Origin of the sequence: Paenibacillus sp. FSL H7-0943 (assembly GCF_037963265.1) — a bacterium.
In the GTDB taxonomy this organism is placed as follows: Bacteria; Bacillota; Bacilli; order Paenibacillales; family Paenibacillaceae; genus Paenibacillus_AQ; species Paenibacillus_AQ odorifer.
Genome location: NZ_CP150148.1, coordinates 2,031,004 through 2,048,996 on the forward strand (window position 1 = coordinate 2,031,004; position 17,993 = coordinate 2,048,996).

Annotated in this window: 13 protein-coding genes; 8 read left to right on the top strand and 5 right to left on the bottom strand. The window is 45.8% G+C overall.

Annotated elements, in window-relative coordinates:
• Positions 1–137 precede the first annotated feature (137 nt).
• The 3 genes from NSQ55_RS08690 to NSQ55_RS08700 form a co-directional block, all read right to left on the bottom strand.
• Positions 138–1,823, bottom strand: coding sequence for a hypothetical protein (locus NSQ55_RS08690; protein WP_339172642.1), 1,686 nt, complete (start codon positions 1,821–1,823; stop codon positions 138–140).
• Positions 1,820–8,557, bottom strand: coding sequence for a hypothetical protein (locus tag NSQ55_RS08695; protein WP_339172644.1), 6,738 nt, complete (start codon positions 8,555–8,557; stop codon positions 1,820–1,822). The genes NSQ55_RS08690 and NSQ55_RS08695 overlap by 4 nt, the downstream gene beginning before the upstream one ends.
• A 118-nt stretch (positions 8,558–8,675) precedes the next feature.
• Positions 8,676–9,320 (bottom strand): methyltransferase domain-containing protein, encoded by a 645-nt coding sequence (locus tag NSQ55_RS08700; protein WP_076126477.1) that lies wholly within the window; start codon positions 9,318–9,320, stop codon positions 8,676–8,678.
• Between the two features lie 200 nt (positions 9,321–9,520).
• Between NSQ55_RS08700 and NSQ55_RS08705 the strand changes: the two genes are divergently transcribed.
• Positions 9,521–10,009 carry a hypothetical protein gene (locus tag NSQ55_RS08705; RefSeq protein ID WP_036684361.1) on the top strand — a complete coding sequence of 163 codons (489 nt, stop codon included), beginning with the start codon at positions 9,521–9,523 and terminating at the stop codon, positions 10,007–10,009.
• 1,097 nt (positions 10,010–11,106) lie between these two features.
• Here the strand turns inward: NSQ55_RS08705 and NSQ55_RS08710 are convergent.
• Positions 11,107–11,568, bottom strand: coding sequence for a hypothetical protein (locus tag NSQ55_RS08710; RefSeq protein WP_076124771.1), 462 nt, complete (start codon positions 11,566–11,568; stop codon positions 11,107–11,109).
• Positions 11,569–11,738: 170 nt separating this feature from the next.
• On the opposite strand from NSQ55_RS08710, the gene NSQ55_RS08715 reads away from it, so the two are divergent.
• Complete coding sequence (locus tag NSQ55_RS08715) at positions 11,739–12,122, top strand: DUF423 domain-containing protein (RefSeq protein WP_076124773.1); 384 nt, start codon at positions 11,739–11,741, stop codon at positions 12,120–12,122.
• 77 nt (positions 12,123–12,199) lie between these two features.
• Here the strand turns inward: NSQ55_RS08715 and NSQ55_RS08720 are convergent, their stop codons facing one another.
• Complete coding sequence (locus NSQ55_RS08720; protein WP_036684355.1) at positions 12,200–12,727, bottom strand: hypothetical protein; 528 nt, start codon at positions 12,725–12,727, stop codon at positions 12,200–12,202.
• Positions 12,728–12,941: 214 nt separating this feature from the next.
• Between NSQ55_RS08720 and NSQ55_RS08725 the strand changes: the two genes are divergently transcribed.
• The 6 genes from NSQ55_RS08725 to sufU all read left to right on the top strand — a co-directional run bounded on the left by NSQ55_RS08725 (position 12,942) and on the right by sufU (position 17,975).
• Positions 12,942–13,244 carry a DUF1805 domain-containing protein gene (locus NSQ55_RS08725; RefSeq protein WP_036684352.1) on the top strand — a complete coding sequence of 101 codons (303 nt, stop codon included), beginning with the start codon at positions 12,942–12,944 and terminating at the stop codon, positions 13,242–13,244.
• A 238-nt stretch (positions 13,245–13,482) separates the two neighbouring features.
• The gene (locus tag NSQ55_RS08730; protein ID WP_036684350.1) at positions 13,483–13,944 is read left to right on the top strand and encodes a Dps family protein; all 462 of its coding nucleotides are present in this window, start codon (positions 13,483–13,485) and stop codon (positions 13,942–13,944) included.
• 279 nt (positions 13,945–14,223) lie between these two features.
• Positions 14,224–15,006 carry a Fe-S cluster assembly ATPase SufC gene (sufC, locus tag NSQ55_RS08735; RefSeq protein WP_036684347.1) on the top strand — a complete coding sequence of 261 codons (783 nt, stop codon included), beginning with the start codon at positions 14,224–14,226 and terminating at the stop codon, positions 15,004–15,006.
• Between the two features lie 26 nt (positions 15,007–15,032).
• Positions 15,033–16,334 (top strand): Fe-S cluster assembly protein SufD, encoded by a 1,302-nt coding sequence (gene sufD / locus NSQ55_RS08740; RefSeq protein WP_036684344.1) that lies wholly within the window; start codon positions 15,033–15,035, stop codon positions 16,332–16,334.
• Positions 16,331–17,557: a cysteine desulfurase gene (locus tag NSQ55_RS08745; RefSeq protein ID WP_076219340.1), complete on the top strand. Its 1,227-nt coding sequence runs from the start codon at positions 16,331–16,333 to the stop codon at positions 17,555–17,557. Before sufD ends, NSQ55_RS08745 begins: the two co-directional genes overlap by 4 nt.
• On the top strand, positions 17,544–17,975 hold the full coding sequence (sufU, locus tag NSQ55_RS08750; RefSeq protein ID WP_036684339.1) for a Fe-S cluster assembly sulfur transfer protein SufU: 432 nt from the start codon (positions 17,544–17,546) through the stop codon (positions 17,973–17,975). Before NSQ55_RS08745 ends, sufU begins: the two co-directional genes overlap by 14 nt.
• Positions 17,976–17,993: the final 18 nt, after the last annotated feature.

Below are 17,993 nucleotides of genomic sequence, written 5' to 3' on the forward strand. Positions count from 1 at the left end.
GGCAATTTTTTGCAAAGTATATATTTGGATCCCCCGCAAAGCACCTGAGTACGCATAGAAAGCAAAGCCTCACTTTGTGGGGATGTTTTGGGGTTGTAACTAAAGTATATTCATGGGGATGAGGGATATGTGATTTCTTATTCACTGATCTCATCTACGGTCAGCACATAGCTGTTAGATTGGCTTTCGCCAGAGTAGTTACGTCCATCCATATTGAAAGAGTATTGAGCATTTACGGAGCCCTTAAGGAAACGACCCATTACCTGTTCACTCACCTGGACAAAATAATGAATGTTAACCATAGATGCAGCATTAACTACCCCCAGCGGCAAGGTGCCGGCAAATGAAGATTGTGGATTCGGAACTCCATCAATCACAATGCTGTTGGGATCAAGAAAACATTTTTCCGGGGTTAGCCGATTCAGAGATATTTCCGCAGGCCAATTTCCGCTATTGGTTAGTGAGATCCAGCATTGAACTCGCTCTCCTGCTTCTACGATAGTTGGTTTTGCATGGACTACGAGTGAAATGACAGGTGTGACTACTAGGGTGGTAACTGTATTGGAACGAGAGGTTTGTCGTACGGTCCGTCCGTCTGGAAGCACAAAGGTATACTGAACACTACCATGGTTTTGTACGGCTGCGATTTCATGAATGTTAATGGCTGCAGGTATACTCACTTGAAAAACTACAACTGCTGTAGTTCCGCCTCTTAAAGTACCTAACTGAATGCCTTCCGCTGGTCGTGCGCCTTTCTGCAACACACCATTTAAGAGAACACTATCCCATACGAAAAGAGTACCTGAAGGTATGGCATCTGTTAGGACTGCATTTACAGCCAGATTCCCGTTGTTCGTTACCGTAAGCTCATATCTCAAATTATCGCCCGGAGCTGCTGTAACATGATCTACTTTTTTGCTAATGGTGACCCCCGCTTGGACAAGTGAGACGACCGCAGTGTTACTTTCGGTCGTAATTGTATGCTCATCGACTGTATAGGTGACAACCGCGCTGTTGGTTAAGGCCAAAGAGGGAGAAAACTCTGTTACTCGGACACGAAAAGTAATATCAACGCTTAGGTCTGTGTCCAGCGAACCGAGTAATATCCCCTGCGCCGGGTCCGATTCTGGGTAATAAATCCCACCTGCAATGACACTCCCCGGTATAAACACCGCCCCGTCCGGAATAGAAATTATTGCGTTGATTTGAGTTAAAAGGCTGTTGCCTTCATTTGTAAGCCGCAAGGTGTAAGTGACTACATCCCCTATAAAAGAAGTCGGAGTACTTGCAGACAAAGAGGTCGAGAGCTGGTAGGAGCGTAAAGAAACCTGTACGGAATTTGAAAATAGATCTCCTTTAACGATTCTTCCCTCCGGTGTGGAAAAAGAAAAACGGCCCAGCGCTTTATTTTGCAGCACTAGGGAAGACGGCAGGGAAATGATGACGACTTGAAAGGCGATGCTCACTTGACTCTGCGGTGCAATAGAACCAAGGGGGATGCCTGAAGACGGTGTAGCCCCCGGAAGAGGCACACCGTCTCTGAGCACACTGTTGGAAATAAAGGATACACCTTCTGGAAGAATGTCAAACACCGTCAAAAAAGCATCTGTATTTCCATTATTACTGGCTTTAAAGGTATACACCAAAGTGTCGCCTAAAGAGGCGTGGAGTTTATCTGTACTCTTCAGCAATGAAAGCACGGGGCCCACGACCGGGGTGTTAACGGTATTGGAATAGACAATTCCGTCAACACCCGCTGCCGAGTTGAAGAGTACCATGGACTGATTGGTTACGACAGGTTGGGTACGTGAGCCGGGAATCATAACGCTACTACCTGAACCTGGAAGGTAATGGTTGAAGAAGCACCTGCAGCAATTGTACCAATTGCGATTCCCGAAGCCGGACTGCCACTAGGACGTGGGGCTCCATCTACGGTAATGCTTCCCGTTACGAACTGGCTGCCAGCTGGAATAGGGTCAACCATGATGACATTATTAACTGGTGAAATCCCTAAGTTGGTGACAACAATCGTATAGGTGATGATATCGCCCACAACCGCATCAATAGAAGTAGTGCTCTTAACCACACTTACGTCTGGTGAAGATACAGGGATAATTAGGACGTTTGAGACAGAGGATCCCGTGAGTGAACGTCCATCTGGTGGTGTGAATGTGAAATTTGCTGTAGCTTGATTGACTAACTGTTGTGGCGAAGGGAGGGAAGCAATAGTAACCTGCAACGTAATGGTTACTGTTACTGTACTTCCCGGAGCTACCGACCCAATACTTAAGCCAGTAGCCGGATCTGATCCTGGTTGTGGTACCCCATTCACGAGCACGCTGTTTGGAACAAAGACAGCTCCGTTCGGAATGGTATCGGTAATAACTACATTTGCTATGAGGTTACCAGTATTTGTCACATTTAAGGAGTAAGTAATCGTATCTCCGACAGTTGCGGCGGTTCTGTCCGCCCCTTTGACAACTACAATGATAGGTTGATATACCGGAATAACAAGTGTATTTGAGAATGAAGATCCTGAGAATGCGCCGGAGGTGAAACTGACGGAAGCTTGATTACTAAGTGTTGCAGGATTAGGCAGCACATTGACAATCGTGTTGAACGAGACTTGGAAAGATGCTCCCGGTGCAAGAGTACCGAGCGAGATCCCGTTCGCTGGGTTGGCGCTAGGGCGTGGAGTGCCATCTACGGTCACGCTGCCTGCGACAAAGCTAGAGCCCGCAGGTATTGGATCACTGAGGTTAACGTTACTGATATTTGCTATTCCACTATTGGTAACAGTGAGGTTATAAGTGATGGTATCGCCAACAACGGCATCGGTAGCTGTCGAAGATTTAGTGACGATAACGTTCGGTGAGGATACTGAGATTGTTGTTGTATTGGAATTGATCGAATTGTTAAATGTCCGTCCATCTGGAAGTGTGTATGCAAACGCGACGGAAGCTTGATTGAGCAGCTGTTGGCTTGCCGGCAATGTTGTGATAAGCACTGAGAACATTACAGATAGGCTTCCATTCGCGGAGATTACCCCCAGTGGGATCCCGGCAGCTGGGTCTGCTCCTGGAGCAGGAGCGCCTTGAATGAGTACACTATTTGGAATAAACGTTGTACCCGCTGGAATGGTATCACTCAGGGTTGCTAAAGCTCCGTAGTTACCTGTGTTGGTCACATTTATAGTATAAGTAATCGTATCCCCAACGGTAGCATTGACTGAATTAGAGCTTTTTGCTGCTGCAAGAATAGGCAGATAGACAGCCGTCGTGACGATATTTGAGAAGGCTACATTTGAGACAACACCTGAGGTGAAGCTGACTGTTGACTGATTATTTAACAATCCGGTAGGCGGCAGTGAAACTACATTTACGGTAAAAGCAACAGTTACGGTTACACCAGGTGCTATGCTGCCTAGGGTTACTCCAGTAGCTGGGCTGACTCCTGTACGAGGCACACCGTCCACAAGCACGCTGCCTGTCACAAAGGTGGTACCGGCAGGAAGGGCGTCTGTGAAGACCACATTATTTACAGTGGCAATCCCGTTATTAGTTAAAGCTATGGAATAAGTGATCGTGTCACCGACTGTAGTTGATGTTGTGGTTGTAGTTTTAACTACAGCAATATTAGGTGAGGAGACCGGAATAGTGACGGTGTTAGAGAGTGCAGACCCATTAAGTGTACGTCCGTCGGGTAAAGTGAAGCTATATGCTGCGGTTCCTTGATTGACCAGTTGCTGAGGACTAGGCAATGAAGTGATGTCAACCGTGAAAATGACTACGGTCGTTCCTCCAGGCTGTATTAATCCAGCTGCAATTCCGGTGGAAGGATCCGCTTGCGCTAAAGGGAGGCCGTTGATGAGCACACTATTCGGAACGAAAGCCGTACCTGCGGGAATATTATCCGTCAGTATTAAATTAGCAGCATAGTTTCCTGTGTTACTCACTGTCAGTGTGTAGCTAACGGAATCGCCAACCGTGGCATTGGCTGTACTAGCACTCTTGACTACGGCAATGTTCGGCTGGAACACAGGGACTGTAACGGTATTAGAAAAAGTGGAGCTTGAAATAACGCCTGAAGTGAAGGTAACGGATGCCTGATTGATGAGTGAAGCTGTAGGAGGGACGGAGGTAACAGTAACACTGTAAGTAACCAGCGCTGATGCACCAGCTGCTAGAGTGCCGATAGATATCCCCGAAGCGGGGTTCGAATTCGGGAATGGGACTCCGTTGACAGACACGCTGCCTGTTACAAAAGTACTTCCTACCGGTGTAGGATCATTGAGCAAGACGCTAGTAACAGATTCTATACCATTATTAGTTATATTGACGGTGTATGTGACTGTTTCACCAACAGCAACTGATGTTGAAGTAGTGCTCTTGGTAGCGACAATGTTAGGAGCAGAGACTTGCAGTGTGACAGTGTTAGACACAGCAGTCCCAGATAACGGTCTACCGTCAGGCGGAGTAAAGGTAAAGCTTGCAGAAGCCTGATTACTAATCTGCTGCGGTGTTGGCAGGGAGATGATATCAACGGTGAAGCTGACTGCAATACTGGCACCAGGAGCCACATTTCCTACAGCTATCCCTGTATCTGGGGCTGATCCGGGTTGAGGCATACCACCTACAATGACACTATTAGGAACAAAAACTGTACCTGCTGGAATGTTATCAGTTAGCGTAAGATTTGCAGCCAGATTACCTGTGTTGCTAACAATCACTGTGTAGATGACAGAATCACCGACGACTAAAGCATCGAAATCGCCGTCTCCATCAGCGGCACTTTTTACTAAGGAGATTTGGGGCTGAATAACTGGTGTAGTTGTGATATTAGATGAAGAAGAACCGGAGAATACACCGGATGTAAAACTGACAGATGACTGATTGTTAATCTGTGATGGTATCGGCATCGTTATCCTCACCTCGAATGTTACGGTAGCTGTGGCGCCAGGGCTCAAACTACCGATTGGAATGCCGGCGAACGGAACTGCTAGCGGCAGGGGAGTGCCACTTACAATTACGGTTCCGGGAATAAAAGCGACATTCTCAGGCAGAGGATCACTGAGAATGATATTGCTTACTGTTGCAATACTATTGTTGGTCAATACAGAGGTAAAGGTAAGGATATCACCAGTAACAGCAGTAGCAGCGTTTACGCTTTTTACAACACTGACGTTAGGGGCAGATACTGGGACAGAGAGCGTATTGGACACTACATTTCCTCCGAGCTGACGCCCGTCTGGAAGAGTAAAGCTATATGTCGCTGAAGCAGAGTTTAGCAATACTTGTGATGGAGGTAGGGCTGTGATTGTGACCAGAAAACTTACGGTGACACTATCACCAGGAGCGAGCGGTCCAACTGGAATGCCAGTTGCCGGATTATATCCGGGCAAAGGTGTTCCTCCAATAATGACACTATTCGTGTCAAACACGGCTTGGGGTGGCAGGATATCAGTTACTAATAGAGTAGCTGCAATATTCCCGGTGTTGCTGATCAGGATGGAGTATGAGAGAGATCCCCCTACAGATGCCTGTGCTGCATTGGCGCTTTTGACCATATTAAGGATGGGCTGAAATACAGGTGTTACTATCGTGTTTGAGAGCGAAGAACCGGTGAACGCCCCAGAGGTGAAGGAGGCACTGGCTCTGTTTGTAAACTGTGCTGGACTTGGCAAGGAAGCAACATTCACTCTAAAAGACACCGTGACAGAGCTGCCCGCGGCGATACTTCCGATTGCTATCCCTGTACTTGGGTTAGCCGCTGCAACCGTCGAACCGTTGACAGTCACACTGCCTGCTACAAAAGCTCCCCCCGTAGGAATAGGGTCAGAGACAACAACATTAGTGACAGTGACGCTGCTTGGGTTGGACACTATGACTGAATAAGTAAGATTTTCTCCAACCGCTACATTAGTTAGATTTGCAGTTTTGGTTAGTGTAATGTTTGGAGCGGAGACCGGAATGGTTAGGGTATTGGATAGACTGGTCCCGGAGAATGATCTTCCACTTGGCAGTTGGTAGGTGTAATTGCTACTGCCTTGATTATTCAGAACAGGTGGAGCAGGCAGAGATTGTACAGAGACAAGAAAGGTCACAGGAACAGCTGCCCCTGAAGCTAAAGTGCCTAAGTTAATTCCTGTAAGTGGAGAGTCAGCAGGTCTAGCAACACCGTTAACAGTTACACTTCCCGAGACAAAGGCGCTTCCTGAAGGAATATTGTCGCTCAGGGTTACAGCCGCCCCGATATTTCCAGAATTCTGAACATTTAACGTATAAAGAATATTGCTCCCTACAGTTGCACTGGATACGTTCGAGCTTTTTGCAATTTGGATTACAGGCTGATACACGGGAGTTGTAGTCGTGTTTGAGACTGAAATGCCAGTAAAAGCACCCGAGCTAAAAGAGGCACTAGATTTATTCAATAGCTGAGCGGGATTTGGTAATGAGATAACGTTGACTTGAAAAGTGACGGCGACGGAGCTTCCGGGAGCGATGGTACCGACAGCAATCCCTGTTCCAGGATTAGCTGAGGGTTGTGATACACCGGCGACGGTGACACTTCCGGGAACCAGCGATGTACCCGCAGGTATGGTATCTGAGAGTGAAACGTTGGTAACTGCTGCAATTCCGTTGTTACTGATTACTGAGGTGTAGAGCAGTATATCTCCGACAGTTACGTCGGTGAATCCAGCGCTTTTGACTACGGTAACATTGGGTGTTGTAACGGGAATAGACAAAGTGTTGGACGAGGCCGAACCAGCTACCGTTCGCCCATCTGGAACTTGAAACGTATAAGCGGCGCTTGCTTGGTCAACCAACTGCGGCGGTGAGGGAAGACTATTCACGATGACCCGAAATTGAACAGTAGAACTGCCACCGGCGGCAACCGTACCGATAGCAATCCCTGTGGCAGGGTTACCAGCGACAGGATTTCCATTGACGGTGAAGCTGCCTGCGACATAAGAGCTGCCTGAAGGAATATTATCCGTAAGTGTTGTTACCGCGCCGATATTTCCTGTGTTCGTGATTTGAAGAGTATAGGTAATTTGATCTCCAACCGTAGCATTGGTGGTATTGGCTGATTTCACAATGTTAAGGACGGGTGAATATACAGGTAAGGTTACTGTATTAGATGGAATGACCCCCGTCATGATAGGGCCTCCGGCTACACTTTGAAACGTAAAGGCAGCGTTGGCAGTATTTGCGATATTTTGTGGACTTGGCGGCAATGAAGTGACTTTGGCTTGATATGTAACCGTTATTGAACTGCTTAAAGCTAATGAGCCTAATGGGATTCCTGCTGTAATATCAAAAGTAGGCCTTACGACGCCAGCAACGACTACGCTTCCAGTTACAAAAGTGGATCCTGCCGGCAGCGCATCTGATAAAACGACACTTGCTGCTCCCGCTGTTCCTGTATTACTGACAGTCACCGTATAAGTTACCGTATCACCGACTATGGGGCCGGCTACATTAGCGCTTTTAGTGAGGTTTATTTTAGGAGCATTGATATCAACCTGTATGGCATTACCGTTGAGTACATAAGCATCGCCTGAGGTGGTTAATTGTAATACGGCTGAAGATTGATTGTTTATCAGCCGTGCGGAGACGTCAACATTGGTAATGTCCCAGCCTTGACGGCCACCGATAATGTTGGTCCCTGGGTTTCCATTTATTTGATTGCGGTTTCCAAAGGTACCTGTTGTGTTTAGATTACCTGCATCATTGTTAATCTGTGACGCAAAAAAGTTGTTGGCAAAGTTATTAGGTCCCGATAAAGCAACAAGTGTAGCTGAGGTTGGACCAAATAACGCTTGATCCCCCGAACGGTTGGCATCCCCCTCCTGTGCGCTGAATAACGCTCTGCCGCCAAGCGCACCTGTAATTGGTGTTGCGAAGCCTGTGATCGTAGTTGAAACTGGGGCTGAGTTTGCCTGTACAAGTATTGCACCTGCCCGTAGGGACATATTGCGAAAAGGTAAGGCTGTATTTTGGTAGATTACGCCTAATGTCCAGCCAGCATGGTTGGCCGTGGAATCACTAGGGATAACAATCGTACCCACTACACCGCCAGTGGTGTAGGTGCCGGCGCCGCCTTGTTGGATAATGCTGGTCACGTTGGCGGAACGAACATATGCTGATGCACCACCTCCCAAATCGACTACGTTGCTCGTTGCTGAATCGGGAGTAACGCTGAATGTAGTGCCAGCAGGAGTTATGAAGGAGACAGGGTTGTTAATGGCCGAACTGAGGTTAACGGTTCCGTTAATATAGGTACCGCCCCATATCAGTTCTGCATACAGCACTGTGCTGCCAGATGGTAGGACTAGTATGGCTGCTGAACTGTTGCTTGTATAAAGACTAGTAGTTCCGCTAGGATAGGAACCAAATGTCGATGAAGTATTAACAGTAGTAAAGCCACCGATGCTGTCTAATGTCCCTGGCACTCCGATCGTATCGGAGCGGCTAAGTCCAAGCGTGTTGCCGGTAAATGTGATAGCACCGGTCGCATTGATCGTTGCCCGTACGACTAGTGGAATGATTCTCACCTCCTTCGAGGTTGATTTTGGCCAAAAGTGAACCGTCCTATAGTTAGGACGGCACAGTTAATACCTGTATGTTAGCCTATGATACAAAATGGGTATTAGTGTATGTCCCATCTTAAAATTATAGAAAAAAATGTCTGTTTTGTGATTTAAGTCTTCGTTCGACAAGAACATGAGGTTCAGGATAATGACTTCTGCTCATCAGCTCCAGCTCCTGATCAGTGATATTGTGCTTGACTACGACAAAATGGTACATGATTTCATGCACTACATTTGCTTGAAGGGTCTTTAGTATTTCTAGTTCTTCAGTTTCGTAAAGCGGATCTTCATAAGGGTGTTGATAGAATAACTCCATCCGCAGCAACCGATAATCGAAGGGTGGTGCGGGTACAGGGTAGTCTGGAATAGCTGGGCATACTGGACCGGATGGGGGTTGGAAGAAGGATCCCGTAAAATGCCGGGGGGTATATTCGTCAAACTTCTGCTTAAAGGAAGGATTGGACATATGGGCAAAGCTGTGGGCATAGGGTGCTAGAATGCAAACAACTGCTTTATGGATGCTAATTCTGTGAATTTCCGCCATGGCTGCGAATAAATTGTCCACATAAGGCAGGACACGGCTAGCCATAACAAATTCAGCACTATTGTCAGGGAGAGGAATCTCTTGGCAAATATCACAGACAATATCTACAACAGGACCCGCGATCCGATCGATCCCGAGATAACCTGCTTCCTTATTAGATCCACAGCCGATATCGATTTTCAAGGGGCTCACTCCTTTGGGATAAATCAGGCTCACACTATTGTATTAATAACGCTGTAGCCTGCATCCGACGGATGCCTAATAGAGGCTGGAAGTTATCTAAAATTACTTCATATGAAACTTTCATAGAGTGGTTAACGTTATAAGAGTATACTTATGAAAATGACTTTGAAAATAATCGCCACATAGAGGAGGCACTCAACATGAAAAAACAACGTTCATTACCCGCCATAGCAGCGATTGCTGCCTTAACATTTGCCTTAACCGCTTGCGGTGGGAATAATTCGGCACAGACTTCAGGAGAACCGACTGCAACACCTTCTCCAACACCAACCGAGAGCGCAAGCACTGCTGAGCCTACTGAAGCTCCAAGCACTCCCGTACCCACTGAGAACCCAAGTACAGCCACACCAACCGAAAATCCGAGCACAGCTAAACCTAGTTCTACTCCAAAAGCAGAAGGTAAAACAATAAAAATGACGGCCGTTTATATCGGACAAATAGATAGTCATTCCGTTGAGATTGCGACAAAAGAAGGCCCAACCGCTTTTGAGATTTCAGCTGGAATGGAGAGTATACTTGATACTTTGAATTCAGATGATTCCGTAGTTATTGAATACGTGGAAAAAGCAGTGGAGGGCGATCCGTCCGTCAAGCAACGTGTGCTAACAAAGCTGGCTCTAGCAAAATAATTGAAGGTATTGATTTGTAAATAGAGGGTGTCTCAGCAATCATATAGTGGTTGCTGGGACACCCTCGTATTTTTTAAGCATAGTTCTTGCTCAAAACACTAAACTTTGTTTGATCGATCACAGTCCGCATACCTAGCACCATTATGGATTAGGAGCCACACTATTGGAACTAGCAGCACCACTAACGGAACTAGTAGCACCACTAACGGAACTAGCAGCCCCACTATGGATCTAGTAGCCCCACTAACGGATCTAGCAGCCCCACTATTGGATCTAGCAGCACACTAACGGATCTAGCAGCCCCACTATTGGATCTAGCAGCACACTAACGGAACTAGTAGCCCCACTATGGATCTAGCAGCACACTAATGGAACTAGCAGCACCACTATGGATCTAGTAGCCCCACTAACGGATCTAGTGACCCCACTATTGGATCTAGCAGCACACTATTGGATCTAGCAGCACACTAATGGAACTAGCAGCACCACTATGGATCTAGCAGCCCCACTAACGGATCTAGTAACCCCTATATTGGACTCAGCATTATCGGACCCAGCAGCCCTTAAACGCAGCTTTTCCCTACATTTAATTCGCTATCGGACCCCATCGCAGCTATTGCCATAAAAAGAGCCCAATAGGATCCTTTTTCGATGCAATAGCGACACTGGGGTCCGAAACTATGCTCCAAAGGCGAAAAAAACGTAAATAACGTCTCCTGAGTCCGCAAGCCGCGGATGAGGGATAGGATCCAGATTATCGGAATTAGCATCATCGGAATCAGCATTATCGGACTCAGCAGCCCTTAAACGCAGCTTTTCCCCACATTTGATTCGCTATCGGACCCCATCGCAGCTATTGCCATAAAAACCGCTCAATAGGATCCTATTTCGATGCAATAGCGACACTGGGGTCCGAAACTGTGCTCCAAAGGCGAAAAAAACGTAAATAACGTCATCTGAGTCCGTGAGCCGCGGATGACGATGAGGACTCCCTGATGCAGATTTTAGCTTCATACATAAAAATGAGGGTATCCCCACAACTCGCTCAAAGTTGTTGGGATACCCTTTTTAATGAAGTTAGCATGTTTAAAAGAAGCTTAAAGCGTTCCAGCATTGACTAGGAAGGTTGTAATAAGCAGCATAAAGAGTAAGATAATAACACCATTGACTATCGTGCCAATAATGCCAAACACCTTGCGGCGTTTCCGAATGGAAAGCCCAATGATGCCGATGACTACACCGATTACATTAAGAGCAGCCAGAATAATAACCGTTAATCCTAGAAGCATTATGAATTGCGAGGACTGGCTTAATAGTTCGGAATTCTCATTAACCAATGAAGAAGACTTCATTATAATAGAGATAAAGATGGCTGCATAGCCGATGATCGACACGAGACAGATAATGAATGAAGCAATACCAGGTCCAGAATGTTGAAGATCATGTTCTACTTTTTGATGCGTAGATGATAAATCAGCGCTTGGGTAATCCGGATGAGGGTTGGGATTTCCCACCTCTGCCGCAGGTACGTCTGATTTTGACAGAGAATTTAAGTCCATGGTTTGCACTCCTTGAGAGATTAGAATGAAAATGTTGTTAATATCCACTTTTTCATATTGATGCTAAAAAAGCAACCCCTGAATGAGGCAAAATAAAAAATGACTGCTGGAAATAGGAACGGGCATTACGTTATGATAGAATGAGTCTAAAATTAAGGGGGTGTAATCATTTGCAACGGAAATTTATGGCCTGGGGGGCTGTGCTAGCAATGCTGGCAGTAGGAATTGGTGCTTTCGGTGCCCATCTACTAAAACCAGTGATCAGTGAAGACTATATGAAGGTATATGAGACTGGTGTGCAGTATCACTTGGTACATGCGCTGGGGGTAATTCTCATCGCACTGGCTGTGGGCCAATGGGGCGAAAGTGTCCGATTACGTTGGGCGGGCCGATTGTTAATTGCAGGTACCATTTTGTTCTCTGGCAGTTTGTATGTTCTGAGTATCTCCGGAATTAAGGTGCTAGGAGCGATTACACCTATCGGTGGGGTATGCTTTATAATTGGCTGGTTATGCCTTGCGATAGAGGGATTTTCACGTAAAACGTCGTCTTAGTTGTTAAAAAAAAGAAAGACCAATAAGCACCTGTTCCCCAAAGAGGGAGGGTGCTTATTGGCTTGTAACGCATGCGCTTACAGAAACTCGTCGATTTCATTTAGATTAAAGCTGTACACCTGCTTCTCATCCACATGGTAGACACTTATAGAGTTGGCTGCTTCATCAAAGTTTAAAATACGACAGGGCATGGACACTTGTTTCCCGTACCGGTTCGCTCGTAAACGTACCAATTGATTATTCTGAATATACTGACGAATCTTCCCGTATGCATCAGCTGGCGTCTCAATGGCCGTTTGCTGTGCAGGCGTTTCTGCCTGTTTTTTTATCGGTGTATCCAGCTGCTTCTTCGTAGATTTTGGAGGCAGCTTTAATGAAATGGGAGGAGCAGAGTTTTGATTCAAAGCTAGTTTAGCGGAGCGTAGCAAGCTGTCAATGGTTCTCCCTAATTCAAGACCGGAGTTAATGTTGAAATCTGTGATATGGTCATTATTGTTCAACATTTCGAGCAGAAATTGCAGTGCAAGCGGGTTGGTACGGGCATTAATCAGGATGTCGACGTTAAATAAATAATTGCCGTCTGTGCGTTGTAGTTTCTCGTCCATAAATCCCCCAGCTTTTCGTTTAGAACATCTCTGAATGGTTACAGGAATGTAATTAACTATAACATTAAACATGCAATATTCATATACCCAGGACTACTGGAATAGGGACTATTATACTGCATTTTATACTAGGCATAGGACTACCGTCAGCACACCCACAGGAAAATTAGCATACATATACAACGTGGATAGTGAAAAAAAGGAGGTGCTGCTATTGGTTACTATGGAGCCTATTACAGTAGGTGAACATACGCTGATCGGGGTAGAGGTTAAGCTTCCCAAAACTACACTGCTCTCCATCAGCACGAACCGAGGTTATATTATGTGCGGTGCACTGGATGTCGGTCTCCTTAATGAAACACTTAGTGATCGGCATATCATCGCGGCTCGTGCGGTGGGTGTACGGACACTTGCCCAGCTTTTAGCTGCCCCGTTGGAGTCTGTAACGATAGAAGCAGAGAGTCTTGGCATCGTACCAGGTATGACGGGTGCGGAAGCGTTACTTCTTATGGTCTGACCGGAAATTTAACAATTCCAAACAAACGGGGCTTAGGCCCTTTTTGTTTGTGTGCAAGTATTCACATTTAAGCATAATCGGGTGCGTCTTTGCTCATGCTAGTACAAATAAAGGTGTTATGGAAGGCTTCTCCTTGTTTCGTATTACAGGTAAAAGGGTAAATTAAGAATAGACAAGTTACTACCGGACGAAGGAAATAGTAACCGGTAAATATAATGGATAAGGTAGGGATCATCTCATGGCTAAAGCATCGAATAAAGTAAATACAACTTCACTGGAACAGATCATGAATCGTCAGGTTGCTAACTTAAATGTCCTGTACGTAAAAATTCATAACTTTCATTGGTATGTCAAAGGAGAACAGTTCTTCTCCCTTCATGTGAAATTTGAGGAATTATATAATGAAGTAACCCTTCACATGGATGAAGTAGCAGAACGCTTGCTAACCATCAAAGGCAGTCCGGCAGCAACATTGAAAGAATATTTGGAATTAGCTACAATTCAAGAAGCTACAGGTAAGGAAGATACACGGGGAATGGTTCAGTCTCTGATTGAAGACTTCGCCACCATCTCTGAAGAGCTGACAGAAGGCATCGAGCTTGCCGAAGAAACCAAGGATCAGCCAACCTCAGATATGTTCATTAAAATCCGTAGTGATCTGGAGAAACACCAATGGATGCTACGTTCGTTTCTTAGCTAATCATTAAGCTGTTTGAATAAGGCTTCCTGCGGGAAGTCTTATTTTTGCGTAGTCTTATGTTTAATGAAAATCTTCTCTGAGTCACAAGTGATTAGCTAAAGAGAAATTTGTAAAAAAACAAGGTTTGATATAAAATTAGTGAGAATCATTGATAATCATTGTGATTCAATTTATAATAATTATAATGTGATAGAAAATCTAATTGTGCTGGGAATCAGGATTATCCTGTTTCAATACAACTTTTGATTTCGCAAATCGATCAATGGAGGGAATAATATTATGGCAGCAGAATTTGTCATTGAGGGTCTTAAAGCGACGATTGAGGGAAAAGAAATTTTGAAGGGGATTAACCTTCAAATGAAAGGTGGCGAAATTCACGCCATCATGGGACCAAACGGTACAGGTAAAAGTACTTTGGCTTCGGCGCTAATGGGTCATCCTAAATATGAAGTAACTGATGGAACTGCAACTCTTGATGGTGAAGATCTTCTGGAGATGGCTGTTGATGAACGCGCACGTGCAGGTCTTTTCCTTGCAATGCAATATCCAAGCGAAATCTCTGGAGTAACTAACTCCGACTTCTTGCGTTCTGCCATTAATTCCCGTCGTGAAGAGGGAAGCGAAATCTCGTTGATTCGTTTTATTCGCCAAATGGAAGCAAAGATGAAAGAACTAGATATGAACCCTGAGTTTTTACACCGTTACTTGAACGAAGGCTTCTCCGGTGGTGAGAAGAAACGTAATGAAATTCTACAAATGATGATGCTGGATCCAAAAATCGTGATCTTGGACGAAATTGACTCCGGTCTTGATATTGATGCTTTGAAAATTGTAGCTGAAGGCGTAAACTCCATGCGGAGCGAAGAACGCGGCTTCTTAGTTATTACCCACTATCAACGTCTTTTGAACTACATCAAACCTGATTATGTTCACGTTATGATGCAAGGTAGAATCGTGAAATCCGGTGGTCCAGAGCTTGCACAGCGTCTGGAAGCAGAGGGTTATGAATGGATTAAAGAAGAACTCGGAATTGAAGATGAAACTGTAGGGCAAGAAGCGTAAGAAACGCCAGGAAGGAGGAGACCACTATGACGACACAGACCATTCTTCCGGTGGATGCCGAACGCTTGAGCGAATTATCGCACAGCAGCGGCGAACCGGGTTGGCTGAAAGAAAGCCGCTTGAAGGCACTAGAATTGGCAGCTACTCTGACACTGCCTAAATTAGAGAAGACACGGATTGATCGTTGGAATGTCAATAATTATGGTAGCTATAAAGCAAGTGAACCTTTTGCTTCGCTAAGTGATGCACCTGCATCTATTTCTTCCTTGATCAAGGATCAGGAGGAAGGCAGCCTGATTATTCAACGCAACTCTGGTGCAGTATATACACGTATCGCTCCTGAGCTTGCAGAACAGGGTGTTATTTTTACTGATCTACAGACAGCTGTTAAAGAACACGGAGATTTGGTTCAACGTTACTTGCATAAAGCCATTCAGCCAGACGAACATTCTATCGCAGCGCTTCATGCTGCATTGTGGAATGGTGGAGTATTCCTCTATGTTCCTAAGAATGTTGTTATTGAAACTCCGCTTCAAGCAGTGCTGTTAACGGATGATGCGGAAGCTACTTTTGTTCCACACATTCTGGTCGTAGCTGATACTAACAGTTCCGTAACCTATGTAGACAACTACGTATCGGATAAAGAAGAAGCTGGACTACACAATGGTGCGGTAGAGGTATTCGTGGGCGCTGGCGCTAAAGTTCGTTATGCTACAGTGCATCAGCTTGGTGTAGATACTACAGATGTAACTTATCGCCGGGCTGTTGTTGAGAATGACGGAGTCATCGAATGGATCGTTGGTGAGATGAACTACGGAGATACTGCGAGTGATACCAAGTCTGTGCTTAAAGGCAACGGTTCTAGCTCCGATGCTAAAGTAATTGCAGTAGGTACGGGATCACAGAAACTGAATTACACCACTCAAGCTCAGCATTTTGGCAAAAGCACACCAAGTGACATGATCACTCGTGCAGTTATGCGTGATTCTGCTACTTCTATCATCAACGGAATCACCAAGATTGAGAAAGGTGCTACTAGAGCGGACGGCCAGCAAACGGAAAAAGTATTGATGCTGAGTCCAAAAGCCCGTGGTGACGCCAATCCGATCCTGCTTATTGATGAAGATGATGTTACAGCCGGCCATGCCGCTTCCGTAGGTCAGGTCAATCACGAGCAAGTCTTTTACCTAATGTCCCGCGGAATTACACGGCATGATGCAGAGACTCTGATCATCTACGGCTTCTTGGCTCCTGTTGTGTCACAAATTCCACTGGAGGGACTGCGCAATCAGCTCCAATCTCTTGTGGAAAGGAAGTTAGTGCAATGATTAGCAACGCCATCCGGGAGCAATTTCCCATACTGAACCAAAATGTGAACGGACATCCACTGGTCTATCTGGACAGTGCTGCTACTTCACAGAAGCCTCGGAAAGTAATTGAGGCGGTCAAGTCGTATTATGAGTGGGATAACGCCAACGTACACCGTGGCGTCCATACTTTAGGCAGCCGAGCAACCGATGCCTACGAGGGAGCCCGGGAGAAGCTAGCTAAGTTTATTAACGCCCGCAGCACTAAAGAAATTATCTTTACACGCGGAACAACTACAGCCTTAAATCTTGTGGCCTCTTCTTACGGACCCTCTGCTGTGGGTGAAGGCGACGAAATCGTCATCACCTTAATGGAGCATCATAGTAATCTGATTCCATGGCAGCAGCTCGCTAAGAAGACAGGTGCTACATTAAAATATATACCGTTGCAACCTGATGGAACGGTTACGTTGGAAGCTGCCGAGCAGACGATTACGGATAAAACCAAAATCGTTGCTATCGCTTATGTATCCAACGTTATGGGAGTAACTCATCCTATTAAAGAGCTTGCGGCTATTGCTCATCGTCATGGTGCAGTAATTGTCGTAGATGGTGCACAAAGCACACCACATATGAAGGTCGATGTGCAGGATCTGGATTGTGATTTCTATGCACTATCTGGTCATAAAATGCTCGCACCAACCGGAATTGGCGCTTTGTATGGCAAGAGAGCACTTCTCGAAGCCATGGAGCCCGTCGAATTCGGTGGCGAGATGATCGATGATGTGGGTCTTTATGAATCCACATGGAAAGAACTGCCTTGGAAGTTTGAAGGCGGTACGCCGATCATAGCTGGTGCTGTTGGTCTAGGTGCAGCCATTGATTTCTTACAAGAAATCGGTTTGGATGAGATACACCGCCATGAGAAAGCTCTTGCAGCGTATGCAGAGCAACGTCTGTCAGAGATCGAGGGTCTGAACATTTATGGCCCTCGAAATCGAGAAGTCGGCGTTGTCACCTTTAATCTGGGTGACGTTCACCCGCATGATGTCGCTACAGTGCTAGATGCGGAAGGGATTGCCATCCGCGCCGGGCATCACTGCTGTCAGCCGCTGATGCGCTGGCTGGAAGCCAGCTCTACAGCACGTGCAAGCTTTTATCTGTATAATAACGAGCAGGATGTAGATCGACTGGTGGACGCTTTAATCAAGACAAAGGAGTACTTCAGCTATGAACTTGGATGACTTATACAGACGCGTAATTATGGATCATTATAAAAGTCCTCGAAATCGCGGTTCATTTGAAGATGATGCTCTAAAAATTGAACTGAATAACCCAACCTGTGGTGACCGTATTACTCTTCAGCTTAAGGTAGAGGATGGAATCGTAAAGGATGCCCGTTATAATGGTGAAGGCTGTTCGATCAGTATGTCGTCGGCTTCGATGATGACTGAGGCGATCAAAGGACAAACGGTTGAACGTGCACTTGAACTAGCTGATAACTTCTCCTTACTGATGAAGGGTGAAGACGTGGATTTTGGAGATTACGAAGACATTGAAGCCCTTTCGGGTGTGAATAAATTCCCTGCGCGGATCAAATGCGCAACACTGGCTTGGAACGCACTTCGTAAAGGAATTGACGAAGAAGAGCAACATAAATAACAGTAGAACAAGGAGGCT